Origin of the sequence: Actinoplanes sp. NPDC051346 (assembly GCF_040682215.1) — a bacterium.
In the GTDB taxonomy this organism is placed as follows: domain Bacteria; phylum Actinomycetota; class Actinomycetes; order Mycobacteriales; family Micromonosporaceae; genus Actinoplanes.
Window position 1 is genome coordinate 597,303 of record NZ_JBFBAJ010000001.1, and the last position, 25,193, is coordinate 622,495.

The following is a 25,193-nucleotide window of genomic DNA, read 5'->3' on the forward strand; positions in this document are numbered from 1 at the left end:
GGGAGGTCATCCGCTCAGGAGCGTTCGAGGCGGCGCGCCAGATAGCGCCCGGTCGCGCTGTCCCCGGCCTCGGCGATCGTGGCGGGAGGGCCGGTCGCGACGACCCGGCCGCCCGCGTTCCCGCCGCCCGGGCCGAGGTCGATGACCCAGTCGGCGCCGGCGATGGTGTCCAGGTCGTGCTCGACCAGGACGACGGTGTTGCCGGCGTCGACGAGCCGGTGCAGTTGCCGCAGCAGCAGCGCGATGTCCGCGGGGTGCAGCCCCGCGGTCGGCTCGTCGAGCAGGTAGAGCGCGTGGCCGCGGCGGGCTCGCTGCAACTCGGTGGCGAGCTTGATGCGCTGGGCCTCGCCACCGCTGAGCTCGGTCGCCGGCTGGCCCAGCCGCAGGTAGCCCAGCCCCACCTCCCGGAGCGTCTCGAGGCTGCGGGAGGCGGCCGGGACGTCGGCGAGGAACTTGGCGGCGTCGTCGACGGACATCGCCAGCACGTCCGCGATGTTCTTGCCGCGGTAGGTCACCTCCAGCGTCTCCGCGTGGTACCGCGCGCCGTGGCAGGCCGGGCACGGCGCGTAGGTCCCGGGCAGGAACAGCAGTTCGACCGCGACGAACCCCTCGCCCTGGCAGGTCTCGCACCGGCCTTCCGCGACGTTGAAGGAGAACCGCCCGGCCGTGTACCCGCGCGCCTGCGCCTCGTCCGTCGCCGCGTACAACTTGCGCACCGCGTCGAACATCCCGGTGTAGGTGGCCAGATTGGACCGGGGCGTGCGGCCGATGGGCCGCTGGTCGACCCGGACCAGCCGGTCGAACGAGTCGAGCCCCGCCGCGTCCCGGACGTCGACGTCGAGCTCCGCCTCGTCGGGCTCGTCGCTCGCCAGCCCGAGGTGGCCGCGCACGACCTCGGCGAGCACCTGCGTGACCAGTGTCGACTTCCCGGAACCGGACACCCCGGTCACCGCGGTCAGCACCCGCAGCGGCACGTCGACGGACACGCCGTGCAGGTTGTGGCGGGAGACGCCGCGCAGGTGCAGCCAGCCCTGCGGCGTACGCGGGCGATGGTCGAGCGGTTCGGCGCGGCCGAACAGGTATCGGCTGGTGGCCGACTCCTCGACCTGTTCGAGGCCGGGGACCGGACCGCTGTACAGCACGCGTCCGCCGCTCTCGCCCGCGCCGGGGCCGATGTCGACCACCCAGTCCGAGCGTCGGACCACGTCCATGTCGTGCTCCACGACGAACAGCGAGTTGCCCGCCGCCTTCAGCCGGTCCAGCACGTCCAGCAGCGGCTCCGCGTCGGCCGGGTGCAGGCCCGCGGAGGGCTCGTCGAGCACGTAGACGACCCCGAACAGCCCGGAACGCAACTGGGTGGCGATACGCAGGCGCTGCGCCTCGCCGGGCGACAGCGTCGTCGAGCGGCGCCCGAGGCTGAGGTACCCCAGGCCGAGGTCGAGCAGCACCTCGACGCGCGCGACCAGGTCGGCGCTGAGCCGGACCGCGACCTCGGTCGTCTCCCCGGACCGGGCGGTCGGCGTGGCGGCCCCGGCCCCGGACAACCCCGCGGCGGGCCGCAGGAGCGCCACGACGGCGGCGAGGGGCATCGCGTTGACCTCCGCGATGGTGCGGCCGGCGAAGGTCACCGCGAGCGCCTCCGGGCGCAGGCCGCTGCCGTGGCACACCGGGCAGGGCACGCTCCGGACGAACCGCATCGCCCGCTCGCGCATCCGGTCGCTCTTAGAGTCGGCGAGAACGTGCATGACGTGCTGACGGGCGCTCCAGAACTTCCCGTAGTAGCCGCTGTCGATACGGTCACGCTCGGGCTCGACGAGGACGGACGGCTGCTCGTCGGTGTAGAGCAGCCAGTCCCGGTCCTTCTTCCTGAGCTTGCGCCACGGTCTGTCGATGTCGATCCCCAGGCCGCTCACGACGCTGCGCAGGTTGGCGCCCTGCCAGGCTCCCGGCCAGGCCGCGATGGCGCCGTCGCGGATGCTCAAGCCCGGGTCCGGGACGAGCAGGTCCTCGGCGACGTCGTGCACGACGCCCAATCCGTGACACCGTGGGCAGGCGCCGGCCGCGGTGTTGGGGGAGAACGCCTCGGCCTCCAGCCGCGGGGCGTCCGGCGGGTAGGCCCCGGCGCGCGAGTAGAGCATCCGCAGCAGGTTGGAGAGCGTGGTGATGGTGCCGACCGTCGACCGTGAACTGGGTGCCCCGCGACGCTGTTGCAGGGCCACGGCCGGGGGCAAGCCGGTGATCTCCTGCACGTGCGGCGCACCGACCTGCTGCAACAGCCGGCGGGCGTACGGCGCGACGGACTCGAAGTACCGGCGCTGCGCCTCGGCGTAGAGCGTGCCGAAGGCCAGCGAGGACTTTCCCGAACCGGAGACGCCGGTGAAGGCGACCATGGCATCGCGAGGAATGTCGACGTCGACGTTCCGAAGGTTGTGCTCGGCGGCACCCCGGACGCGCACGAACCGGTCATGAACGTCGTTTACCACCAGGTCTGCTTACCCTGTACGGCGGCGCCGAATCACCGCCACGAGCGCTCCCATCGGAGCACGCGCCGCCTGACGAGTGATCCCCGCCCGGCAGGAACAGGGTCGCCGCCGGCAAACGTGATCAGGAAGGATGCGGCCATGACCTATCCGTCGCCCCTGCCGGACCCGGGAACTGACACCATCCGCCGCTACGTGATCGCCACACGCGCTGACGACGAGGGTCGATACGCCCGATACCTGGACCTGCTCAACGGCAACTTCATCGACCGCCCTGACGGAGGCTCAGCTGAGTTCATCAGCGCTCTGAAACAGGACGCCGAGCAGGTCAGCGACGCTGAGCTCACCTTCCTGCTGCAAATCGGCGGCTTCCCGGAATGGCGGGGACGGCTCACCGCCGCATGGCTTGTCGGTCTCGGTCAAAGAACCCAGTTCCGCGACAGTATCGGCGAACTGCTGCTGGAAAGCCGGGTCTGCTTCAGCGGCCAGGGCTACTGCGTCGCGCTGGCCGCCTTCGGCACTCAACGCGACGCAGAACTTCTGATTGGCTACCTCGACCATTACCTGCCACAGGTCGATCTGCGCTACGACCAGCACTGGGCCCTCGGCGCGCTCATGCAACTCGACACCCGCCTCGGCACCCGCCATGCTGACCGATACCTGGCACCCGATGGACTCTGGGACACCTGGAACAAGCGCTATCCCTCAGGCCAGATAGACCCAGCCAGCTATCACGACCTCATCGCCACAGCTGTTGGCTTGTGACGTCGAGCCACTGATCGAAATTTGTCGCGCTCATCCGCAGCGGTCGTTCGGAGATGTCATCCGGCCGATTCGTCGCGGCGGCGCAGCACCAGCAGCTGAGCCTGTCGCTCGGGAAACCCCTGCGCCAGAAAGAGTTCCGCCTCCGTCAGCAGGTTGTCGGTCGCTCGCTCGCCGAGTTCGACGCGCAGCCCCGGGGCGTTTTCGGGGTACGAGGCGAACAGCCTTCGCCAGAAGTCGTCGTGGTCGGTGTTGTCCAGGATCAGCTCCACGTCGAAGCCGGCGGCCGTCGCCATCGTCGGCCACCCTTCGGCGTCGGCGGGCTGCTCCCGTGCGGTCAGCACGAAGCGGCCGCCGGGTGCGAGGATCCGGGCGGCCTCCCGGATTGCCGCCTGACGGTCTGGGCTGAACGGCAACGCGTCGACGCTGAGCAGTCCGTCCGCGTACCGGTCGGGAAGGCCGGTCCGCTCGAAGCTGCCCTGCCGGAATTCCGCCCGGCCGGGGGCGACGAAGTCGTCGGCTCGTCGGGCCGCGATCTCGACCGCGACGGCGCTGAAGTCGATCCCGGTGAGCCGGGCCGACAACGCTCGGGCCAGCCAGAGGCCCGGGCCGCCGCGACCGCATCCCAGGTCGACGAGCCGCTCGTCGGGACGAAGGCGCAGCGCCGACACGGCGTGCCCCAGCAACCACCACGAGCAGGAGCTGGTGGGCTCCACGCCGGTGGGATACTCGTCGCCCATCGCCCGCTCCCACAGCTCATGGAGCAGTGGGCTGTTCTGCGCGGCGTGATGCATCGCGTCATAGTCGTCGGGCGCCGTACCGATCGTTCTGTTCTCTGCCACGGGATCATTCTGGTCGATGCGGGCCACGGATCGTCCACCGGACCGCCACGGCTTACCCGCATCGGCTCGTCGGCGCATCCGAATTTCGAATTCCGAGAGTTTCCTGCTCGGCGGCATCGGTGCGCGCGAATGGTGTCGGCTCGTGATCCACATCACGGCGTCGATCGGTTGTCATAGTGTTTCTTGACTGGTTCGATCAAAAAGGTCCAGAAGTCCTGGGATCATTCCGCGATCCCTTTCGACCTCGCCACCACGATCAGCCACCGACCCCGTCTGCCGGCGGAATCTCGAGCACCTATCCGAAGGACCTCATCTCGTGGACAGCCCGTCGATCGTGGGCATCGCCGCAATTCTGGCCATAGCCTCATTGGCGCAGGCCGTCACCGGCTTTGGCTTCTCCCTGCTTTCCGTGCCCCTTCTGGGCATCATCGTGGGCCCGATCGAAGCCGTGGTGGGTTCCTCCATCGTCGTGCTACTGCTGAACGTGCTCATCGTCTTTCGTGATCACGGGTCGGTGCAGTGGAAGACGGCACGGATCGTGCTGGTCGCCGGCATCGCGGGCCTGCCGCTGGGGCTCCTGTTGCTGCGCCTGCTTCCCTCCCGGGTCCTGTCGATGTTTATCGCTGTCGTGGTGATGGCCGGCGCCCTCGCGATCTGGCGGGGCGTTCGGGTCAGTCCGGGCCGGGCGTCCGTGGCCGCCGCCGGCGTCGTGTCCGGTGTGCTCACCACCGCCACCGGGATCAACGGTCCACCGCTCGCCGCGGCGTTCAGCGCGATGGATCTGCGGCCGCGACAGTTCCGGGCGACGCTCGCGGCCATCTTCGCCATCGTCGGAGTGTTCGGCGTCGCCGGCTTCGCCGCCACCGGTCAGATCTCCGATTCGTCGCTATGGGTTGCGCTCATCGGGGTGCCCGCGATAGCGGTCGGCGGGTACGTCGGTAACAAGGTGTTCTCGCGAATCAGTAATGAGAAGGTCTTCCGATACCTGGTGTTGTGCGGCCTCGCGCTAGCCGCGATCGCGATCCTCGCGAAGGCGTTGTTTGCCTACTAGGAAAGCAGGTTCGAAATGAATCTCGACGAGTTGCGGAATCGCCACGATGCTGTCCACGTGGTGTTGGCGCCGCCGCGGAGTGCTTCCACCGCCTTCGCGCGGGTTCTGTGGAACAGCACCGAGGTCGCGCACTATTCACACGAGCCGTATGAGACGACCTATTATCACGGCCTCGGCTCGGAAATCGCCTGGAAGCATCTGGCGGAGCCGCTCGCACTGGGCAACCTTCTCGAGCCGCGGACAGGCAACCACCTGCTGGTCAAGGAGATGACCTTTCAGGTGGGCCCGCGGTTCGCCGAGCTGGTCGAAGTGGCCACCTCACCACTGGTGTTCATCGTGCGTGATCCACGCCTGACCATCAGCTCGCGGCGGGCCGTGAAGGCGAGACAGAACGAGCCGCTCGACTTCCCGCTGGAGCAGACCGGCTGGCTCGACCTGTGGCGGCAGATTCAGTACTGCCGGGAACAGGGCGTGGCGCACCTGCTGGTGGACGCGTCAGACTTTCGCAGCGAGCCGGCTTCCGCCTTCTCGCGGATCTGCCGGGAGCTCGGTCTCGGATTCCATCCGGGCCAGCTGTCCTGGGAGCCTGCTCCGGAGCTGAACCTGAGCCGTAACAATCCCGGTGGACTCGACGAGTTCTACGTCCGGGTGCTCAACAGCAGGAAGCTCGAGGCGCCGACCGAGGAGCCGCCGCCGGTCACCGACTTTCCGGAAGAGGGAGGCCTGCGCGACCACGTGATGTGGGCGATGGACATCTACGAAAGCCTGGCACTGGCGTCGGCGCAGAGCACCATTTGCTGACCGCCCGCATAGATGCGGCCCCCGGCGGCTGCGGGAGCGCCGTACGAGTCGGTTGTCTCGCCGAGCAGCGTCCCGTCGTCACCGCGATAGAAGCCGTTGCCCCGCAGGTGGCCGTAGAGCACGATCCCGCCGGCGGCGGCCAGCCGGCCCGGCTCCTCCGGTAGGGGCTCCGAGCGCCACCGTTCGGTGCCGGTGCCGGCGTCCCACGAGACCAGGGCGCCGTCCGCGACCGCGAACACCGCGTCGCCGTCCAGCGCGGCCACGTCGCGGGCCGGCGCGGACCACCGCACGGCGAGCGTCGCCGGGTCGTGCATCCGCACGGCGCTGTCGCCCCCGCGCGACAGTGTCAGCAGCTGGTCGCCGGCCGCGATGAGGCGGGCGACCGGTTCGTCGGACACCGCCTGAGGGTCGCCGCCGTCGAGCGTCGTCCGGAACAGCCCGGGAGCGTTGTCGTCCGAGCCGTTGGCCAGCAGCAGGCTGTCGCCGAGCGGTGCCAGCGCGGTGGCCGCCCAGGGCAGCCGGTGACGTCCGCGCACGTCGCCGGTGGCCGGGTCGAGGCGATAGAGGAACTGGCCGGCGCCGGGTTCGCGGCCGAGCACGAGCAGGTCGCCCTGGGTGGCGGCGACGCTGCCACGGATCACCTGACCCGGCAGGTCGACCCGCCACGCCACGGTGCCGTCCCGACGCACCGCGATCAGGCTGGAGAGACGCTGCGGGCGGCGGATCACGTCGGTGACGAAGTGGTCGCCGACCGACACGAGACAGGTGCCGTCGCCGGTTCGGCTGCCGAGCTCGGCACGCCAGCGCTGGTCGCCCCGATCGGCGCCGAACGCCACGATCGCCTCGCCGCACCGGGCCACCACCTGGTCGCCGTCCGGCACCGGGGGTTCCCAGACCAGACAGAACGACGGGAGCGTGGCGCGCCAGCGTACGGGAAGAGGGAAGTTGTCGGTCATCGCGTGGGTGACGCTATCAACGGTGGTCTCATGGAACCAGCGTGTACGTGCCGTCGGGGTTCATCTTGGCCAGTTGGACACTGCCGTCCGGGTTCAGCACGGCGGCGCCCTCGGTGAAGCTCAGGTCCGCCGAGGACCGGATCGAGTGCGGCGCCAACGTGCCCTGCCCGAACGGGATCTCGTCGATCAGGTCGTGCAACCGGTCGTGCAGGTCCTGGTGTACGGCGACCAGCCGGCGGTGATCGCCGCCGAGCTGCAGCGGGATGATGTGGTGCAGGTCCACCTCGGCCAGCTCCTCGGCGCTGCCGGTGAAGTTCAGCCGGTAGTTGTAGGCGCGCAACTGGTCCGTGCCGCGGACGACGACGACCTGGTGGTTCGCGACGGCCTGCGCGGCGTCGATGGCCTTGTTCGCCGCGTCCGGGTCGCCGGCCCGGGTGAAGGCCTCCTGGAGCAGCACCCGCAGCCGTTCGCCGATGTCAGGCGCCAGCTGGCCGATCGTCTTCCCGGTGGTCGCGACGCCCTGCAGCGGCACCACGACCCGGCCCGCATGGGCCGCCTGGTAGGCGTTGAACGCGTCCTTCACGCCGGCCGGCCAGCCGCTCACCATGGCGATGGCCTGTTCACGACGGCTCAGGGCGCCCGCGGCGATCTTCCAGCCGCCGGCGCCGTCCGGCACCAGCGTGCGCGGCGGCACGTCCGCGGTGGTGATCCGGCACAGGATGTAGGGCGGCGACCCGCCCGGGTTGCTCCGGTAGTAGTAGCGGCTCGCGTCCGAGATCAGCGGGTCGCCGTCAAGCTTGGGCATGCCGTTGGTGATCGCCTCGGCGGTGCGCTCCTCGGCCTTGGCGACGAAACCCACACCCTGCTCGATGGTCATCGCGTCGACGACCTCGGCGTGGCGGCGGTACTCCGCCTCCAGGAACTCCACGTCCCGGCGCAGCGCCGCCTCGCTCTCGGTGCCCAGCGCGGTGCCGAGTGCCGCTCGGCGGGCCTCGATGAGCTCCGGCAGTTTGCGAAGCTCCAGATAGGACTCGAAGGCGGCGGACCCGGCCGGGAACTTGAACGGGACCAGCGGCGCGAAGCCGGCGAGGGACATCAGCCGGTCGTACAGGTGCCGGATCTTGCCGGTGACGCCCTCATACCGGCGCAGGAGCTGGATCACCTCGGCGTGGGCCAGGATGTCCGCGATCGTCGACCGGGCGCCACAGCGGATGCCCTCGACCAGGACGTCGCCGCGGGAGGTGACCGAGTAGTGCACGCGGACCTCGGTGCCCAGCGCCTCGTTGATCTCGATCGCCGCGCCGACCCGGTTGCCGACGGTGGCCTTGGTGGCCTCCGAGATCAGCTCGCCGTCGGCGACCTCGCCGGCCGCCACCCGCAGCCGCTTGGCGAGCGCCTCGTTGCCCGCGGCGAGGGCGTCGATGCCGCCGCCGATCGCGCCGGCGGCCTTGGCGGCCCGGACCGCCCGGATCACGTCGGCCGCGTCGGCGACGACGCCGAGCCAGGCGACCACCAGCCAGGCCCAGTGCCCGGCGAGATCCGGTGGGACCAGGGACTCGTCGGGGTTCATCGCGGTGTTGCCGGCGGCGGACTCGGTGAAGTACTTCTCCGTCGCCATCATCGCGTCGGCGGCGCCGAGACCCAGCGCGCCCGCGGCGAACGCCACCGAGAGCCCGCCGGTGGCGAACGCGGCCGCCAGGCCGAAGCCCACGCTCAGCACGGACATGGCGATGCTGATGATGGTGTCCTCGCGGCGCTCGGCGTCGTGCTTGGCGATCGCCCACCCGCGCCGGTCGGCGTCCGTGATGCCCAGCGCGGCCAGCGTGGACTCCACGATCGGCCGCATCGTCCACAGGTCGAGGTCGCCGTCGATGACGTTGTCGCGGGTGATGTCGATGTCGCGCAGCACCTTGCCGGCTTCGCCGTGCAACTGGTTGTTCTGCTCCTCGGGGGAGAGCTTGATGAACTCGCCCGCGTTGACCCGGGCCAACATCGGGTAGCGGGCCAGCACCACCCGACGGCGGTCCTTGAGCGCGTGGAACCGCCGCTGACGGTCCCCGAAGTCGGCCATCTCGTCCGGGAACCAGGGCAGATCCTTGGGGATCGCGTCCATCTCGGCGTCCAGGCCGGCCAGGTAGTGCGCGGTGTGGCGCATCAGCGCCATCTCCTCGGCCGGCACCTGGTTGGTGCCCGGCGCCCGCCGTTCCGCCTCCCGCTGGACCAGCGCCTGGCTGCGGGAGAGGACGGCCAGCGCGTGGTCGTGCATGGCGAGCGCGAAAGCCCCGACGAACTGGTCCTTGCCGAGCTTGTTGAAGTCGCCGTGCAGCGCCAGATGGCCGCTGAACGGGTTGTCCGCGCCCGGCATCAGCGCCTGGTCGGCCAGCCGGGACTCGGCCTCGTCCTCCGTGGTGTACATCTCGGGCCGCAAGGTGACGCCGTCCTGGGTGATGATCGCGGTCGCCGACGAGGTGAACCGGACCGCCGTCCACGGCTTGCGTTCGGTCCAACGCACGTTGTCCCAGGAGAAGTCGTAGATCCAAGAGTCGTCGCTGGCGTGATAGGCGACGTACCGCCCGTCCTCGAGAAAGACGACCCCCACCTTCGCGTACGCCCGGACGGCGGCGATCGCGGCGGCCTCGGTCGAGTAGTGCCCGACCTCCGGCGCTCCCGTTCCGCTCGCGTTGATCGCGAAGTTGACCAGCTCGCCGATCATCGAGCTGGTCCGTACGGTCGACGCCAGTGTGCTGTCCCAGACGGCGACCGCCTGGTCGCGGTGCTGCGGCTGGTGGGACACCTGATCGGGACTCTCCACGCCGGTGCTGCGGTGCACCAGCGCGCGCCGCACGCCGATGTCACCGGCGCCGCCGCGCGCGAAGGCCTCCGCCCGCCGCTCGGCCGGATCGGCGGGGTCGCTCACCGTCAGGGACTGGGCGGCGTCGACCGCCTGGCTCGGCTGCGCGGCGTGCGCCACCTCGTGCCGCAGCAGCCGCAGGCCGGCCGGGCTGGCCGGGTCGAACCGCCCCGCTCCGAAGTGGATGTCCGGCCCGATGCTGAAGGCCTCGGCGGACAGCGCGCCCGCGGCCTGGGCGGACGCCTCGTCGGTGTGCAGCCGCACCCCGGACAGGTCGGCGCCGAGCTGCTCGCTGAGCACTCCGGCCAGCTGGGTGGGCAGCGGAACGCCCGCGGACCGGCCGGGACCCAGCACGCCGGCCACCGCGCGGTTGCTCAGGCCGGCCAGCCCCCCGGCCGCGACCGGGCGCGCGGCGGCAGGCGGGAACTGCTCGCGGTCGGGCTGGTGCTCGGGCTTTTCGCGCTCCATGATTCCCACCGTCACCGCAGCCGTGACCCTGGACCCTGTCAGGCTACGCGACGCGGTCAATAGGTGGCCGTCTGTGGAGATCAGACGGGGTTGACCGGTTGACCGATCGTGACGCCGCCGTGGGTGATCTCGAATTCGTGGGTCTGGGGGAGGTGGCTGCTGGCCCGGGTCTTCAGCACGGTCAGCGCTCGGGCCACCAAGGCCTGCTTACGCACGTACTGGAGCAGGATGACGTTGTCGGACAGGTGCGACACCCCGAGTTCGGACAGTGCGGTCTGGCCGTACAACTCCCGCGTCTCGAAGGTGAGCAGGACGCTGACTCCCTCGCGGGAGCAGTGGTTGAGCATCGAGTAGATGAATTCCCGGAACCGTTTCTCGTCGGGGCAGGCCGCCGCGAGGTCGCCGAGGCTGTCGATGACCAGCCGACGCGCGTTGAGCGATTTGATGGTGTCGAACAGCTCGTAGTACCACTGGTCGATGTAGATGTCGTTCGGTGAGTCACAGCGCAGCACGGTTCCCGGTGCATCGACGTTCCACCCGAACCCGCGGATCATCCGCTCGAGCTGCACCCGGTTCTCCTGCAACGAGGCGAAGACCGCGGGCTCGCCCAGGCGCGCGCCGCCGAAGGCGAACTCCAATCCGATCACGGTCTTCCCGGCCCCGGACGGGCCGATCACCAGCGTGCCGGATCCAGGCCAGAACCCGTCGGCGAGCAGAGTGTCCAATGCGGTGATGCCCGAAGTTGCTCGGTTTTCGCCCAGCTTGTATTGAGCGTGATTGACAGAGCTGAGGCGGGGGAACACCTGCAGGCCGTCGGCGCTCACGCGGTAGGCGTGTGCGCCGGAAAGATAGTCGCTGCCGCGCAGCTTCAGCACCCGCAGCTCGCGTCTGTCGCGCTGCCCGTTGTCCTGGATGCTCAGGAGGACGGCGGCGTCGGCGACGGCGAACTCCGGGCAGACCGCCAGCTCGTCGCGGTCGTACTCGCCAAGCCACAGAGCCATCGTGCCGGTCGCGGCCAGCCGGCCGGCCAGCTGATGGACGAAGCCTTCGACTTCGCGGTTGCCCGCCTGATAGCGGAGCGCCCGGAAGCTGTCGATGATCAGCACCGAACAGGCCCGGCGCTCGACCAGGCCGCTGATGTGGTCGAGCGCGCCCGCGAGCCCCCCGTCGTTGAGCTGGCCGCCGAGGTCCTCGAACAACACGGAGCGGCCGACGCGGTCGGGCTCGAAGAACGACAGGCCCTCGGCGAAGTAGAGGATCTTGCTCAGCGGTTCCGACAGGGTGCTCAGGTAGATCGCCGGGCATTCGTCGGTGCCGTTCGCGAACGCGTACTGCTGCGCGAGAACGGTCTTGCCCGTACCCGGCAGGCCCGCGATGACGGCGACGGACGGGCTGATGAGTCCCCCGCCGAGAATCGCATCGAGCCTGGGCAGCCCACTGGACAACCGTTCACTAAGCATGGGGCGCGTTCCTTGGCGCGCCCGCGACGAGTGGTTCGATCAGCTGCCGAACCGCCGTCAGCACCTCCAGGGGATGCACCGGCTTACGCAGGAACCGGTCCGACCGCAGCGTCGGTGGTGGCCGGAGGCTCGACAGCGCCAACACCGGGATCTTCGCCCGCGCGATCTCCTCGCACAGCCCCGCCGTCGACCCGTTCGAGGTCAGGAGGTCCACGATCGCCAGTCGCGGTCGGCCCGCCAGCTCGGCGCGGCCGGCCTCCACGGATGCGGCCAGGGTGTTCTCGTAACCCTCCGCCTCAAGGAACAGCGCCAACGAGCGTCCCGCGAACCGGTCACCATCGATGATGAGAAGCCGGGACTGCCCCGGGGTTGTTGCCGGCGAGGCGTCCAACCGGGAGCCGACCCGCATATACAGCCGGATCGTGGTGCCGCGTTCGCCCGGGCGTCCAGCCCGCACGGTGACCTCGTCGGCCAGGCCCAAGACGATCTTCAAGCCGAGCCCGCGGTGGTTGGTGTCGCTCACGCCGATCGCGAACACACCCTCGTCCGCCACCGTGATCCACACGCCCTGGTCGGTGTTCTCCCAGCGCAGAGTCAGAGCGTCGGCGCCGCTGTGTTCGATGGCATTGGCCGCCATCTCGTTGGCGACCAGCACGATCCGTTCCAGTTCCGTGTTCGCGATGCCGGCCGAGTGCGCGAGCCGCGTCACGCGGGCCCGGATGTCGCCGAGCATCGCTGGACTCGCCGGGAACACGTATTCGATCGGCTCCGCCGATCCCGGGCCGGGCCATGAGGACATGGCACACGCCTCCTTCGGGCCTTTCGCCCAGAGTAAACCCGCCGACGAGGTGGACATAGAGCCGATGGTGGGTGCAAGTCCCCGTTCGGGGAGCGAACGGGCTCTCGCCCTGCTTCAGGCCCGGTGCGAGAACCTGACGGTGACGCCCATCGGCGGTCACTTGGCGGGGACGATTCGCATCCTCGGGGTGCGATAGCTGAGGTCGGCGGTCAGGCGTACGTCGCCGATGACCGTGGTCGCGTCGCGGTCGACGTTGTCGGCCGCCCAGGCCGCCGTGCGCTTGGCCACCTCGGGCTGCCCGACGACGGTCAGCTCGGCGACGCCGCGGGCCAGCGTCCGGCAGAGCGACGAGCCGAGCGGGTAACTGCAATCCGTCTCCACCAACTTGACCTTCGCCTCGTCGTCGTGCCAGAGATTGACCGACAACCTGACGTAATTCGGGGCGGAGCACGTCGTCAAGTAGGCGGCCACCGGGAAGTACCGATCATTGGTCGCTTCCGTTTCGCAGGTCCACTTGGCCTTTTGCAGAAAGTTCTTGGTGATGAAGCTGACCCTCAGCCCGGGCAGGTACTCGTCGGCGCCGGTCGGGACCTTCTCGGGGATGGCGGGCAGCGCGGTGGGCCCGAGCGGGTCGGGCGCGGTGAGCCTCGCGGCCTGGTGGCCGCCGATGATGCCGCTGCCGGCGCCGAAGCAGATTCCCAGGACGGCGCAGAGCGTGATGACGAGCACCGTGCGGGCCTTCCTCGGCGTCTTTGGTTCCGGCATCTCATTCTCGGCTGTCGTCATCCCCAGTTCTCCTGGATGCTCAGACCGACGCTCTTCCGGTCGGTGAGGCCCGGTTTCCTTTCCAGTCGGTACTCGTAACCGGCGATCGTCACCTGGACCGTCTTCTGCTCGGCGATCTGTTTGACGAGCCAGGCGTCGACCTCGTCGGCGCTCTCGCGGTCATGGGCGAAGGGCACGCCGGCGACCCAGCGCAGCAGGGCTATGCCGCCCTCGGTCGGTTCCTCGTCCGCGCGGATCCACAGGGAGGCGCTCAGCCCACTGATCCCGCCCTCGGCGATTTCCACGCCGACGTGGAACTCCGTCTCGCCGATCTCCAGCTTGCATCCCCGGGAGCCTCCGGGTTCGAAGCACTTGAAGCCGCGCTTCTTGAGCGCGGCGACCAGATCCTCGGCCTTCAGATGCGGGATGCAGGAGAAAGGGGAAGTGGAGCCCGGGGTGCAGGGACCCATGCCGGACTCGGCGTCCCGCCCACCGCCGCGGATCACGAACATCGTGATGCCGGCGACGACCATCGCGACGACGAAGGCGATGAGGCTGGCCAGCAATGCTCTGGGCACCAACATCCTCATCCTCATGCCCCGTTTCGCACGTAGCCGGTCCACTGGCGATAGAACGACGCGCTGCTCAATCCCAGGACCTCCCGACAGATGCCGTCGAAGACGGGCAGCTCGGCGACGGCCTGGTCGCCGAGGTCGGCGTGCCTGATCACGGCGGCGTAGAACTCCACCGCCGCCTTCGTACCCTTGAGCTTCTCGGCGAACATGAACGCCGTCGCCCCGACGGCGTAGTTGTGCGAGATCTTCTTGCCGTAGAAGTCGCCCGACCGGGGCAGCCGGCCGTTGAAGCCGGCACGGGCGCCGCGCAGAGCGTTGGCCGCCCGCCCGGCGTTGCCCAACGTCTCGGTCCATCGGGCGAAGCCCTCCACCGCCCACACGGGTGCGCCGCTGTCCAGCTTGCCGAGTGAGATGCCCACCTCCTGGGCGCGTGTGGTGATGCCGTGCGCCAGTTCATGGCGCATGACCAGGCGGGGGTCGTCGCCGAACGCGTCGATCCGCTTGAGGTTGACCACCGCACGGGACCCGACGAACTGGCCCTCGAACAGGTCGCCGTTGGTGCGTACGCCGTACCCGGCGGGAGAGATTCCCTCGATGCTGTCCAGGAAGTTCTTCGCCTGGCCGAACCCGTACCAGGTCTTGAACGCCGTCGCGTCGCGGGTGAGGAACATCAGGCTGCCCGGGTAGCGGGTCCGCCCGCCCCACAGGGCGTCGATCCGGTCGGCCTCGGCGGCCGCGGCGCCGACATAGGTGTCCATGTCGGTCACCGACGGATCGGCGGCGAGCCAGACGTCCCCCACCGTGGTGACCTTCAGTGACGTGGTGTTCCACGGCGCGTCCGCCAGCGGGCCCTCGACGCCGAACGAAGACGCGTTCTTTCTGGTCTTCGCGACGATGTTCCGAACCAGGAACCTTCCGCCCTGCTCGACCAGCGTGTACTGGAACGTCTCGCCCGGCATCACGCCGGTCCCGGCGTCGTCGATGGTGAGCTGGACGATCCCCACGACCGGAAGCGTCGTCAGCCCGTTGGCGATCTTGGGCTCGAAGTAGCGCTCCGGGATCACGTAGTCGAAAGTCTTGAACTTGAGCTGGCGCAGGTTGGCGAACAGCATCTTCTGCTGCTTGACCAGCGCGCCCTGGGACTGGTCCAGATCGCCCAGGAACATCCCCTCGTCGCCGGCCCGCACCGCCTTCACCCGCCGCGCGAGGATCGTCCGTAGCGCCGCCGTCGCCGCCTTCCCCGGAAGGTCGTAGCGGGTTGCCGGCTCCTCCTCGAGGATCAGCGGCTTCTTCTCATCCGGCGTGCACCCGGTCAACAGCATCGCCGTTCCCCCGAACAACAGAGCCCGCCGTGACAGATCGGACAACCTTCGCCTCCGTTTCCGCGCAGCACCGGGCGGGCGGGAACCTCTGCCCGCCCGGTGCGCAAACCCGCCTACCGCATCGCCCAGCCGCGGACCGACCCGCTCGGGCGTCGATCGGGAGGGCACGGCCGCCCATCCGACAGCCCCGGGTCCAGCCCCGGGATGATCGTTCGTCCGGCGGAGGCTAGTACAAACCCCCTGGCCACGGCGAACCCGACGCAGGCCGGGCACTGTCGTACCCCGCGGCTGACGTGCGCGTGTGAGTCGATGTGGCTGACCCGCCCGGCGAACGCGGTGACCGGGCCGCTGTGCGGCATCGGCGATCGGTACGGGTTTGTGACCTGCGCCAAGGCGCTCGAGCTGCGGTTTCGATGGGTGCGGAAGTCCGGCTACGCTGCGGGTCGAGCACCTGATCGCGGGGGAGGGGCAAAGTGGGCATACCGTCCGAAGGTAGCGGCATCGAGGTTTCTATCGATGGGCTGCGGGATCTGGCGAATCAGATGAAGGTCGAGTCGGGCAAAACGCTCGGTGACGTCCACGAGCAGGCGAACGGGGCGCTGTCTGGTGGGACGCCGTTCGGCGCCGCGTCGGCCAGCGGTTACGTCCACGCCGCCAAGCACCGCTACGACCTCACCGCGCAACGTGCGATCGCCACCTTGAACGAATATGCGACGCAGGCTGTCGCGCTGGCGAATGCCGCGCTGGCGATCGCCAACAAGTACGGCGACTCGGACGCCTTCGCCAAGGCCCAGGTCTCTGACGTGCAGCGTGAGATCGCCGCGGCCCTGGCGGCGGAGCGGGCACGCCAGCAGAACGGCACAGCGACGACGCCCGGGGAGGCGGTATGACCGACGAGAGCCCGGGTGGCTGGTGCACGAACTGGTCGGCCTACAACGTCGAGTCGATCTGGGAGATGGTCAGGCTCGAGGGCGAGAAGAAGGGCGACAATCGATGGCAGCAGGTTCATACCTGGGCGGCCATCGAAACGGCCCTCCACGCCCACGGCGCGTGGCTGACGGCCTTTCAGGCCGAGATCGAGCGCGTCTGGCCGTCGACCGGGGCAGCGTCCGCCGCCTTCGGCCGGGAGATCGACACGCTCAAGGCGAGCATGGACCAGACGGTGGTCGCCGCCGGCCGCACCAAACACGCCCTCAATGACATCCTGACCACCATCGAGGAGACCAAAGCCAAGATCCGCGAGGTGCACGAGGAGTACGACAAGAAGTCGCACGACGCGATGATCCGGCAGGTCGACGGTGCCGAGGACAAGCTGAACGAGAAGGCCCGCCGCATCATGGCGGAGTCCGAGAACGTGGTGCGCCAGCGCACGGTGAGCATCGTCCCTCCACCGGCATTCCGACGCTTGATTGACGGCGCCGGGGAGGACGACTCTCGCCCGGGCGGCGGCTCGTCTGGCTCGGGCGTAGGAGCCGGAGGCGTCTTTCCGCCGGTGCGTCACGACCCGCCCGCGCCCCTTCCCGGCGTGGATCCCGTGATGCCGGACGGCAAGGACTGGGAGCCCTCGGTTCCCGACGGCTCGAACGGTGCCGGCACGGGAAACGGTGGGCCTGCTCTGAGCGGTGTCATCTCTCCGCAGGCTCCCCCACCCACCCAATCCGCGGTCATCCCGACCACCGCCTCCACACTGCCGGCAGGCGGCGGTGGCGGCCCCACCGGCCTGCTGCCGGGAGGCATTGGACCGGTCATCGGCGGCGGACCCGCGGTGGTCGGCGGTGGCGGCGCCCGTGGCGGCGTGAAGCCGTTCGCGACCCTGCCCACGGCCGGTCGCCCGGTGAACGGCGTCATCGGCGGTGGCGTCGGTGGTCGGCCCGGCGGAGCCGGTGGTTCCGTCGCTGGGGTCGGTGGTTCCCCTGCCAGGGCCAGCGGTTCCCCCGCGGGTGGTCGGGCTGCCGGGGGTCGGACGGCCGGCATGCCGGCCAACGGCATCATCGGCGGCAATCAGGCGGGCCCGCGATCCGCTGCCGGAACCCGGGGCTTGTCCGGTGGCCCGGGCACGGGTTCGCGTGCGGCGACCGGTGCGACGGGACGTGGTCCGGGTGCCGGCATGACGCCGGGCCATGGAGCCGGTGTGACGCCGGCGCCGACCGGCCGACGCGGAGACTCGGAATCCGGGCAGGAAACGTTGTCCTGGGATCCCGACAATCCCTGGGAAGTCGCCGAGGGCGGACCGGCGGTCATCGAGCCTGACCTTCGCACCCACCACCACGACGCGGGCCCTGGCGTCATCGGCAGATGGTGATGCGGTTCGCCGCGGCATCGGCCAAGGCTGCCATCGCGGGTGCGGTGGCGGTCTTGGTGCTGGTCGTGGCGCCGCCACCTGCGCTGGCGGACAAGATCCGTGACGCCCAGTGGCACCTCGACTATCTGAAGATCGCTCAGGCACACGCCATCACCAAGGGTGCTGGTGTGACGGTCGCGGTGATCGACAGCGGGGTGGACGCCGAGCATCCCGATCTCCGGGGAGCGGTCCTGCCGGGCGCCAACGTGATGATTCTCAAGGAGGGCAGCCCGGTCGGCTGGACCGACACGGACGGCCATGGCACCGCGATGGCCGGCGTCATCGCCGCGCGCGGTAAGGGGAACACCGGTGCGCTAGGTATCGCACCCGAGTCGAAGATCCTGCCGATCCGGATCTCGATCAATCGTGAAGTACATGGCGTTGGGCTCGAGGAAGCGCTCGCCTTCGCGACGGCCCACGGCGCCAAAGTGATCAGCATGTCCTTCGTGTCGCCGGAACTCGATCCCATCGAGGCCGAGGCCTTGGAGGCGGCGCGGGCGGCGGACATCGTCCTCGTCGCCGGTGTGGGAAATCTGCCCAGAGACAAGACCGTCCGCTATCCGGCCGCGCACCCGAGCGTCATCGGGGTAGGGGCCGTCGACCGGAATGGTGACCACGCCGACTTATCGGTTACCGGCGACAAGGTGGAATTGAGCGCCCCAGGCATCGGCATCATGTCGCCGGCCATCGCGGCCAAGGATCCCAGCCGCTACAGAGCGGGCTCCGGCACCAGCCAGGCGACGGCGGTGGTCGCGGGTGCCGCTGCGTTGGTGCGGGCGAAGTATCCGCAGCTGACCGCCGATCAGGTGGTGAAGCGGCTCACGTCGACGGCGATCGACACGGGCCCGAAGGGCCGCGATTCCTCATACGGCTACGGCGTTGTCAACGTGGTCGGTGCGTTGACGGCGCCGCTCGAGGCGGAGTCGACGCCCGCTGCCGCACCCGCTGCGCCGCGGGCGGCCTCCGATCGCTCGTCGACCGGTGACGGGATCTCGGCCGGCGTGCTCGCCGCGCTGGGTGGAGGGGCACTGCTACTCATCGGCGGGCTCGTCGCCTTGGTCGTGCTGATTCGCAAGCGCCGCTCGGCGGCGTGACGGACGCCGGGCCAGGGTGCATCAGCGCCGTGGCCCGGGCGTACGGTCAGACCGCGGAGATGAGGCGCTCGAGCGCCGTCTCCAGACGTTTCGGGTCCTGCGCGAAACAGATCCGGAAGTAGCCGTCGAATCCGGGCCCGAAGGCGGTGCCCGGTGCGATGCCGACCCCCGCCCGGCGGACGACGTCCTCGGCGTAGGCCAGGGGATTCTCGTCCGCGCCGGCGATGCGGAAGAACGAGTAGAACGACGCCGGTACGTCCGGGGCCATGATGCGGTCGTGGCCCTTGAACGCGTCGGCGACGAGCTGGCGTCCGAGCGTGCAGCGTTCCCGCATCTCGGTCACGAACGGCTCGCCGTGGCGGATCGCCGCCACGCCGGCGTGCTGCACGAACGTGGCCGAGCCCGTGCTGTTGATCGCGCTGAGGTTGCCGACCTGATGGGCCAGGCCGGCCGGGTGCACCAGCCAGCCCAGTCGCCACCCGGTCATGGACCAGGTCTTCGAGAAGCTCTGGACCACGAACAGGGCGTCGTCCTCGGCGGCGACCTCGAGGAAGGAGGGCGTGGCGACCGATCCGTCGTACACGATGCGGTTGTAGACCTCGTCGGCGATCACCCAGGTCCCGCGTCGCCGGGCCAGGTCGAGGAGGTCCCGCTGTTCCTCCGACGTCATGGTCCAGCCGGTGGGGTTGCTCGGCGTGGCCACGAAGATCGCGCGGGTACGGTCGTCGCACGCGGCCTCGACGCGGCCCAGGTCGAGTGACCACACGCCGTCGTCCGCCTCCAACTGGACGAACCGGACGGTCGCTCCCATGGACTCGACGGCGATGACGATGTTCGGCCAGATCGGTGTCACGACCACGACGTTGTCGCCGGCCTCCACCAGGCACTGCAGGGAGATCATGATCGAGGTCATCCCCGATGATGTCGCCGACAGCCGTTCCAGGGGGATCTCGAGGCCGTGCGTGTGGCGGTGGTAGTCCTGGATCGCCTGGCGCAGCGGCGCGACGCCCCGTCGGTCCGCGTACGTCGTCTTGCCCTGTGCCATGGCGAGCTCGGCGGCTTCACGGACGACCAGCGGCGTGGGCAGGTCCGATTCCCCGAAGCAGAGGCTGATGGCGTCGGGATACTCCCGGCAGAGGTGCGCGATGTGGACGATCTCCTGGGTCCGCATGTGTGCGAGCGCCGAGCGGAAGGGTGGGACCTTCGTCGAGGCGGATGTCATGACGGTGTCTCCTTGGCGGCTGAAGCGTGAGCGAGGGGAGGAGGGGGTTCACCGAATCCGGGGCAACCGGATCCACGGCCACGGGTTCGCCATCTCGCCGACGGGAACCTCGATCACCGTCGGCGTCCGCGTACGGTCGAAGGCTCTTTCGATCTCGGTCCTCAGCTCCTCCGGGTTGTGCGCCCGGACTCCGACCGCGCCGAACGCCTCGGCGAAGCGGACGAAGTCGGGGTTCTGAAGGTCGGTGGCGATCGTGGATGCCATGAACTTCCGCTGCGATCGCTCGACATTGGAGAAGGAGCAATCGTTGAAGACGACGGCGACGACACCGATCCCGTGTTGGACCGCGGTCGCCAGCTCCGCCGCCGTGTAGAGGAACCCGCCGTCGCCGGAGATGGACAGGACCGCGCGCCCGGGATGGGCGATCTTGACGCCGAGTGCCGTGGCGAAGCCGAAACCGAGCGCACCGCAGTAGGTCGGGAGCACATAGGTGGAGGGCTGCCGCACCGGAAACGCCAGCCGGGCGACGTAACCCACCTGGGTCATCTCGTCGACGAAGAAGCCGTCGTCCGGCAGGGCGTCGCGCATCGCGCGGAGGAAGTCGACCTGAGGGGTGAGCTCGGCGAGCTCGGCGTCCACGCCGCGCCGCGCGTCGGCCACCCTGGCCAACCACTCTTTTCGGTCGTCCACCGGCCGCAGCCCGTCCAGCAGCGAGCGGACCACCGCCGCCGCGTCTCCCACGAGCGGCACTGCCGGCGAGGACACCCGGTGGATCTCCTCCTCGTCGAGGTCGACGCGGATGATCTGGAGGCCGTCGACGCCCCATTCGACCTGCGGCCGGTAGAGGCGGGTCCCCACGGCCAGGACGACGTCGGCGTGCGGCCACAGCCGGTGGGCGGCCGGGAGCGAGACGGACAGCTCGTGCTCGTCGCTCACGATCCCGCGGCCGCCCAGTTCGGTCGTGACGGGCGCCTTGATCAGCTCGGCCAGCTCGGTGATCTCCGCGGTGGCGGCTCGCGCTCCGCTGCCGACGAAGATGATCGGCGCGCGGGCGCCGGCCAGGGCCGCCCGAGCCGCCTCGATGGCGCGGGCCTCCACGGGCCGGGGCGCCGACGGTGGCACGCACGAGTCGGGCGAGGCGACCTCCGCGCCCAGGACGTCGGTCGGCACCTCGATCGCCAGGGGCCGGGGACGGCCGTGCCGCAGGCGGTGGAAGGCCTCATCGAGCACGCTCGTGACCCCGCCCGGCTTCTCGATCCGGGCCGCCCATCCGGTGAGCGACTGCAGCACACCCAACTGGTCGGGAATCTCATGGGGCACACCGAGATTGCGGCCGAGGAGAGGCGTGGCGATCTGGCCGGTGAGGCACAGCACCCGGGAGTCGCCCGCGTACGCCGTGGCCAGCCCGACGGTGGAATTCAGCACGCCCGGCCCGGAGATGACGGTGTAGACACCGACGCGTTGACTGGTGCGGGCGTAGCCGTAGGCCATCAGGGCCGCGGCCTGCTCGTGCCGGGCGTGCACCACCCGGATCCCGGTGCCGGCGAGCGCCTGGAAGATCGGATCCAGTTGCTCGCCGGGCACGGTGAAGACGACGTCGACGCCCTCGTCGACGAGCCGCGCGACGATGTGCTCTGCGACGTTCACGACGGGCTCCCTAGGATCGGTACGCGCTCACACCGCTGCGCCGTGGGGACGTGCCAGCTGGTCCGGCTCCGGTGCGGCGCGACGGGCCGGCCGGGCCTCGGCACTCAGCGCCTCGTCCTCGGCGTCGATGAACTTCATCAACTCGTGCAGGGGCACGGACCTTTCCGGCCCGTGGTTGCGGATGAACCGCTTCTCCCGGCGCAGGTAGTCGGAGAAGAAGTCGATCCGCTTCGCGAAGAAGCGCTCGAAAGTGGAGGGATCGTCGAAGTCCTCGTCGATGATGAAGAGCCGGTCCTGCAGCCCGAGCAGTTTCAGCATGTAGTCGGTGACCTCGCCGACGGCGGCCTCGGATCGTCCGCTTACGTGATAGATGTCCTGGCGTGGCGCCGCCAGCTCGGCCGCCACGATCGCGCGGGAGTCCTCCACGACGTGATCGACCGGGATGAAGGAGACGCGGGTGCTGCGGTCCGCCGGGTAGCGGACGGCCTCGTCGGAGTCCCCGAGCATCTCCTTGAACCTGCGCAGTTCGCTGAGATACCCGTAGAGGCCGGTGTAACTACCGCTGGGTCGGTAGTCGTGGGACGACCCCACGATGACCGACGGGCGCAGGATCAGGGTCCTCGGGCCCTCGAAGCCGGCCACGAGGTGTTCCGCGGCGCACTTGCTTTCCTCGTACACATTGCTGAAGGAGGCGGGCCGATGCAGCTCCTCGGCGATGTCGCCCTGCACCGATCCGCAGGTGTACGCGGTGGACATGTAGACGAAGAGGTCCGCGCCGAGGCTCTTAGCTAGTTCCAGTGCGTGCCGGGTGCCGTCGACGTTGGTGCGGAACACCTGCTCCCGCTGACCTCGTCGCCACTGCAGCGAGGCGGCGAGGTGCCAGAAGACGAGCGGTCCGTCGCCGGGCGGCAGGGAGTCCGGCGTGACCCCGCACAGCGGCTCGGTGAGCTCCGACTCCACCACGATCGGGCCGCGGCCGTCGGAAGGCACGGTGGGGCCGCGGCTGTCGGAAGGCACGGTGGGGCCGCGGCTGTCGGAAGGCACGGTGGGGCCGCGGCTGTCGGAAGGCACGGTGGGGCCGCGGCCGTCGGAAGGGTCGTACCCGGCGACGTCGAGCGCCGCCTGCACGCGCTCGGCGGCCGGGTGCTGGGAGTCGCCGCGGGCCAGTGCGTACACGGTGCTGGTCGGGTCGTTCGAGAGCAGGTCGGCGAGCAGGTGGCTGCCGACGAATCCGGTGGCGCCGGTGAGGACGTGAGTGGTCATGTCAGATCGCCCGCTCGACTGCTCGGGCCAGGTCGGCGGCGGAACGGGCCTCGATGTCGTCCGGCACCTCGGGCACCCGCTGGTCCTTGATGCGGGCCGTCTTCCAGCTCACCCAGCCGCCGGTGGCGCTCTTCAGGTCGAGCAGCGGGTGGATCTTGACCTCCGCGGGCACACCGAACGTGGCTGTCAGCCGTTGGGAGACCAGCGCCTTGAGCTCGGCGTGGTCGGCGCCCTCCTTGGCCTTGGCCCGTACGTGCAGCCGGTCCTCGCCGTTCTCCGAGTGCACCTCGATCTCGTACCCGTAGATCAGTTCCGGATCGGCCAGGATGGCGTTGTCGATCTCGGCGGCGCTGCGCTTCCTGCCGCCGATCATGGTCATGTCCTTGACCCGTCCGAGCACCCTGACGGTCCGCCCGCCGGCGGGATCCGCGGTGATCTCGACCAGGTCGCCGGTGCGATATCTGATGAGCGGCTTGAGGCCGGGCACCAGCGTGGTGAGGCAGAGCTCGCCGTAGCCCGCGAGCCCCAGCGTCGCCTCGGTTTCCAGATCGAGGACCTCCAGCAGGTACGTCGGTTCGATCGCCGCCACGGTGCCGTCGGGCCGGGTCACCGCCGGGCAGCCGGCCTCCTGGGACCCGTACATGAAGTTGTAGGACTCGGCGTTCCAGGTCTGGGCGAGCAGGTCCCGCATGCCGTCCGAGCACATCTCCCCGGTGGTGAGCAGGACCTTGACCGACAGATCGTCGGGCACCTCCACGCCGTAGGTGGAGCTCATCTCGGCCAGGGCCATCAGCAGGCCCGGCGAGCAGAGGATCATGTTGACCCGCAGCTCGACGAGGACCTCGAAGAAGCGGGCGAACCCGAGGGTCGGCGTGATCGGGAACAGGTCGAGCTTCGCGATGCCCAGTTGCTTCGCGGCGAACGACAGGCTCAGACAGGCCGCGTGGACGTCGTTGGGCGCGACCACGGCCAGGATGGGGCGCTCCCCGGTGCCGGTGAAGTGCTTTCGCACGATTCGGTCGAGTGCGTGGGTCAGCGGCAGCACGTTGAGGTCGAAGTCGATCGCGGCCCGGGGACACGGGGTGGGACGGCCGGTGGTTCCGGTCGTCTCGAAGTAGAACTGGGCGTCCGCCACGGTGCCGCTGAGCATGTCGTGCATGGCTTCACGGAGATCGTCCTTCGTGGTGAAGGGAATGTCCGCCAGGTCCGCGAGGTCCTTGATATCGAGGTTCACACCCGCCAGGCGCCGGCGGTAGAAGGGTGACTTGTCGTAGACGTGGCCGAGCACCGTCGCAAGGGCCGATGTCTGCCAATCGGTGAGCTCTTCCGGAGTCACCTTTCCGTCGTTCCAGCGCGTTATGAAATCAGCCCAAACAGCGTTTACCACGTTCAGGACTCTCTGTGAGTGGTGACAGGTGAACATTGCGCCGCCCGCGCGAATCCGGCCTCTGAGCTGGATGGTCGGCATCGGAACATCCACTCGCGACAGATCATGCCCCCGGTTCTGAAATAGGACCGTGTCACATCTGTATTCAAGATCACAAGGGAAAGTCCATTAACCGACGCGGATGTCTGAGGACTTTCTGAACAAGGGGGGCAAGAGTGATAACAGCCGTGTCCCGGACGCAAACGAAAAGGGGGCTCGTCCGCGGCACTCGCGGCGTGTATGTTGCGGCAATGGTGCCCGCGCCTCTTCCTCGCCGCTTCCACGAAGTGTTGGTGATCGCCGCCCATCCCGATGACGCCGAGTTCAGTTTCGGTGCCACCGTCGCCCGGCTGGTGGACGAGGGCGCGCGGGTGACCTATGTGGTCGTGACCGACGGTTCCCAGGGCGGAGAGGACCCGACGGAACCGGCGGAGGACCTGGCCGCGCGCCGCTACGCGGAGCAACGGGAAGCCGCGCGGGTGCTCGGCGTCACCGACGTGGTGTTCCTCGGTTTCCCCGACGGGTTGCTCGCCGATACGCCCGAGCTGCGGCTCGCGCTGACCCGCCAGATCCGCCGGCACCGTCCCGACCTCGTGCTCACCCATCAACCTCTCCGGTCGCTGCAATTCCCGATCGGCGCCTCCCATCCGGATCACCTGGCGGTGGGCCACTCCGCGTTGAGTGCCGTCTATCCGGACGCGCGTAATCCCCGGGCCTTTCCCGAGCTCCTCGCCGAGGGCCTCGCCGCGCACCGGGTGGCCGAGGTCTGGGTGCCGGGTCACGAGCACACCGACCTGCTGGTCGACGTCGATCGCACCGTGGAGCGCAAGGTGGCGGCGATTCTCACGCACCGCAGTCAGTTCCTGGGTTCCTCCGATCCGCGCGCGGACGTCCAATGGGTCGTCGATCGCATGCGCGGCAACGGAAAGGCCCTCGGTTGCGACTATGCCGAGGCATACAAGCGCATCATCACGGACGCGGCCGCCGCGGCGGGCCCCCCTCCTCCCGAGTCGCGCAGCGGCGACCAGGTCTCGGTCGCCGCGCGGTGACGTGAGGCCACCCCCGTCG

At 69.5% G+C, this 25,193-nt stretch carries 20 protein-coding genes; 7 read left to right on the plus strand and 13 right to left on the minus strand.

What is annotated here, in order from left to right:
- Positions 1–14: 14 nt before the first annotated feature.
- Entirely contained in the window at positions 15–2,483 is a 2,469-nt protein-coding gene (uvrA, locus tag AB0M36_RS02705) for an excinuclease ABC subunit UvrA (RefSeq protein WP_364151262.1), read from the minus strand.
- Positions 2,484–2,621: 138 nt separating this feature from the next.
- Between uvrA and AB0M36_RS02710 the strand changes: the two genes are divergently transcribed.
- A complete protein-coding gene (locus tag AB0M36_RS02710; protein WP_364151264.1) occupies positions 2,622–3,245 on the plus strand; it encodes a DUF6000 family protein in 624 nt (207 codons plus the stop codon).
- Between the two features lie 56 nt (positions 3,246–3,301).
- On the opposite strand, the gene AB0M36_RS02715 is transcribed toward AB0M36_RS02710, so the two are convergent.
- Entirely contained in the window at positions 3,302–4,084 is a 783-nt protein-coding gene (locus AB0M36_RS02715; RefSeq protein ID WP_364151267.1) for a class I SAM-dependent methyltransferase, read from the minus strand.
- A gap of 316 nt (positions 4,085–4,400) precedes the next feature.
- On the opposite strand from AB0M36_RS02715, the gene AB0M36_RS02720 reads away from it, so the two are divergent.
- On the plus strand, positions 4,401–5,135 hold the full coding sequence (locus tag AB0M36_RS02720; RefSeq protein WP_364151269.1) for a sulfite exporter TauE/SafE family protein: 735 nt from the start codon (positions 4,401–4,403) through the stop codon (positions 5,133–5,135).
- Between the two features lie 15 nt (positions 5,136–5,150).
- The gene (locus AB0M36_RS02725; protein ID WP_364151272.1) at positions 5,151–5,936 is read left to right on the plus strand and encodes a hypothetical protein; all 786 of its coding nucleotides are present in this window, start codon (positions 5,151–5,153) and stop codon (positions 5,934–5,936) included.
- On the opposite strand, the gene AB0M36_RS02730 is transcribed toward AB0M36_RS02725, so the two are convergent.
- The 7 genes from AB0M36_RS02730 to AB0M36_RS02760 all read right to left on the minus strand — a co-directional run bounded on the left by AB0M36_RS02730 (position 5,891) and on the right by AB0M36_RS02760 (position 15,177).
- On the minus strand, positions 5,891–6,892 hold the full coding sequence (locus AB0M36_RS02730; protein WP_364151274.1) for a PQQ-binding-like beta-propeller repeat protein: 1,002 nt from the start codon (positions 6,890–6,892) through the stop codon (positions 5,891–5,893). The two genes, AB0M36_RS02725 and AB0M36_RS02730, sit on opposite strands and share 46 nt — an antisense overlap.
- 28 nt (positions 6,893–6,920) lie before the next feature.
- Complete coding sequence (locus AB0M36_RS02735) at positions 6,921–10,211, minus strand: DUF4157 domain-containing protein (RefSeq protein WP_364151277.1); 3,291 nt, start codon at positions 10,209–10,211, stop codon at positions 6,921–6,923.
- A gap of 80 nt (positions 10,212–10,291) precedes the next feature.
- Entirely contained in the window at positions 10,292–11,671 is a 1,380-nt protein-coding gene (locus tag AB0M36_RS02740) for an ATPase domain-containing protein (RefSeq protein ID WP_364151280.1), read from the minus strand.
- On the minus strand, positions 11,664–12,470 hold the full coding sequence (locus AB0M36_RS02745; protein ID WP_364151282.1) for an ATP-binding protein: 807 nt from the start codon (positions 12,468–12,470) through the stop codon (positions 11,664–11,666). Before AB0M36_RS02745 ends, AB0M36_RS02740 begins: the two co-directional genes overlap by 8 nt.
- Before the next feature lie 156 nt (positions 12,471–12,626).
- Positions 12,627–13,256: a hypothetical protein gene (locus AB0M36_RS02750; RefSeq protein WP_364151284.1), complete on the minus strand. Its 630-nt coding sequence runs from the start codon at positions 13,254–13,256 to the stop codon at positions 12,627–12,629.
- A complete protein-coding gene (locus AB0M36_RS02755) occupies positions 13,253–13,813 on the minus strand; it encodes a hypothetical protein (protein ID WP_364151286.1) in 561 nt (186 codons plus the stop codon). Before AB0M36_RS02755 ends, AB0M36_RS02750 begins: the two co-directional genes overlap by 4 nt.
- Positions 13,814–13,827: 14 nt before the next feature.
- The gene (locus AB0M36_RS02760; protein WP_364151289.1) at positions 13,828–15,177 is read right to left on the minus strand and encodes a hypothetical protein; all 1,350 of its coding nucleotides are present in this window, start codon (positions 15,175–15,177) and stop codon (positions 13,828–13,830) included.
- A 428-nt stretch (positions 15,178–15,605) separates the two neighbouring features.
- Between AB0M36_RS02760 and AB0M36_RS02765 the strand changes: the two genes are divergently transcribed.
- Genes AB0M36_RS02765 through AB0M36_RS02775 form a run of 3 tightly spaced genes read left to right on the plus strand, consistent with a single transcriptional unit; the run spans position 15,606 to position 18,567 of the window.
- Complete coding sequence (locus tag AB0M36_RS02765; RefSeq protein ID WP_364151292.1) at positions 15,606–16,022, plus strand: hypothetical protein; 417 nt, start codon at positions 15,606–15,608, stop codon at positions 16,020–16,022.
- Positions 16,019–17,434 (plus strand): hypothetical protein, encoded by a 1,416-nt coding sequence (locus tag AB0M36_RS02770; RefSeq protein ID WP_364151294.1) that lies wholly within the window; start codon positions 16,019–16,021, stop codon positions 17,432–17,434. Before AB0M36_RS02765 ends, AB0M36_RS02770 begins: the two co-directional genes overlap by 4 nt.
- On the plus strand, positions 17,428–18,567 hold the full coding sequence (locus tag AB0M36_RS02775) for a S8 family serine peptidase (RefSeq protein ID WP_364151297.1): 1,140 nt from the start codon (positions 17,428–17,430) through the stop codon (positions 18,565–18,567). Before AB0M36_RS02770 ends, AB0M36_RS02775 begins: the two co-directional genes overlap by 7 nt.
- Positions 18,568–18,613: 46 nt before the next feature.
- Here the strand turns inward: AB0M36_RS02775 and AB0M36_RS02780 are convergent, their stop codons facing one another.
- From AB0M36_RS02780 to AB0M36_RS02795, 4 genes are read right to left on the minus strand one after another with little or no spacing between them, the layout of a single operon-like run.
- Entirely contained in the window at positions 18,614–19,789 is a 1,176-nt protein-coding gene (locus tag AB0M36_RS02780; RefSeq protein ID WP_364151299.1) for a pyridoxal phosphate-dependent aminotransferase, read from the minus strand.
- 48 nt (positions 19,790–19,837) lie between these two features.
- Entirely contained in the window at positions 19,838–21,436 is a 1,599-nt protein-coding gene (locus AB0M36_RS02785) for a thiamine pyrophosphate-dependent enzyme (RefSeq protein WP_364151302.1), read from the minus strand.
- A 27-nt stretch (positions 21,437–21,463) separates the two neighbouring features.
- Positions 21,464–22,699 carry an SDR family oxidoreductase gene (locus AB0M36_RS02790; protein WP_364151305.1) on the minus strand — a complete coding sequence of 412 codons (1,236 nt, stop codon included), beginning with the start codon at positions 22,697–22,699 and terminating at the stop codon, positions 21,464–21,466.
- A gap of 1 nt (position 22,700) precedes the next feature.
- Positions 22,701–24,035 carry a hypothetical protein gene (locus tag AB0M36_RS02795; RefSeq protein ID WP_364151307.1) on the minus strand — a complete coding sequence of 445 codons (1,335 nt, stop codon included), beginning with the start codon at positions 24,033–24,035 and terminating at the stop codon, positions 22,701–22,703.
- A 341-nt stretch (positions 24,036–24,376) separates the two neighbouring features.
- On the opposite strand from AB0M36_RS02795, the gene AB0M36_RS02800 reads away from it, so the two are divergent.
- Positions 24,377–25,174, plus strand: a complete 798-nt coding sequence (locus AB0M36_RS02800) for a PIG-L deacetylase family protein (RefSeq protein WP_364151310.1) — start codon at positions 24,377–24,379, stop codon at positions 25,172–25,174.
- Positions 25,175–25,193 lie beyond the last annotated feature (19 nt).

Coding starts and splice junctions, on each gene's coding strand:
- AB0M36_RS02730 (WP_364151274.1), bottom strand. CDS start 6,892: ATGACCGACAACTTCCCTCTTCCCGTACGCTGGCGCGCCACGCTCCCG.
- AB0M36_RS02770 (WP_364151294.1), top strand. CDS start 16,019: ATGACCGACGAGAGCCCGGGTGGCTGGTGCACGAACTGGTCGGCCTAC.
- AB0M36_RS02790 (WP_364151305.1), bottom strand. CDS start 22,699: ATGACCACTCACGTCCTCACCGGCGCCACCGGATTCGTCGGCAGCCAC.
- AB0M36_RS02775 (WP_364151297.1), top strand. CDS start 17,428: ATGGTGATGCGGTTCGCCGCGGCATCGGCCAAGGCTGCCATCGCGGGT.
- AB0M36_RS02725 (WP_364151272.1), top strand. CDS start 5,151: ATGAATCTCGACGAGTTGCGGAATCGCCACGATGCTGTCCACGTGGTG.
- AB0M36_RS02735 (WP_364151277.1), bottom strand. CDS start 10,211: ATGGAGCGCGAAAAGCCCGAGCACCAGCCCGACCGCGAGCAGTTCCCG.
- AB0M36_RS02710 (WP_364151264.1), top strand. CDS start 2,622: ATGACCTATCCGTCGCCCCTGCCGGACCCGGGAACTGACACCATCCGC.
- AB0M36_RS02745 (WP_364151282.1), bottom strand. CDS start 12,470: ATGTCCTCATGGCCCGGCCCGGGATCGGCGGAGCCGATCGAATACGTG.
- AB0M36_RS02750 (WP_364151284.1), bottom strand. CDS start 13,256: ATGACGACAGCCGAGAATGAGATGCCGGAACCAAAGACGCCGAGGAAG.
- AB0M36_RS02800 (WP_364151310.1), top strand. CDS start 24,377: ATGGTGCCCGCGCCTCTTCCTCGCCGCTTCCACGAAGTGTTGGTGATC.
- AB0M36_RS02740 (WP_364151280.1), bottom strand. CDS start 11,671: ATGCTTAGTGAACGGTTGTCCAGTGGGCTGCCCAGGCTCGATGCGATT.
- AB0M36_RS02780 (WP_364151299.1), bottom strand. CDS start 19,789: ATGACATCCGCCTCGACGAAGGTCCCACCCTTCCGCTCGGCGCTCGCA.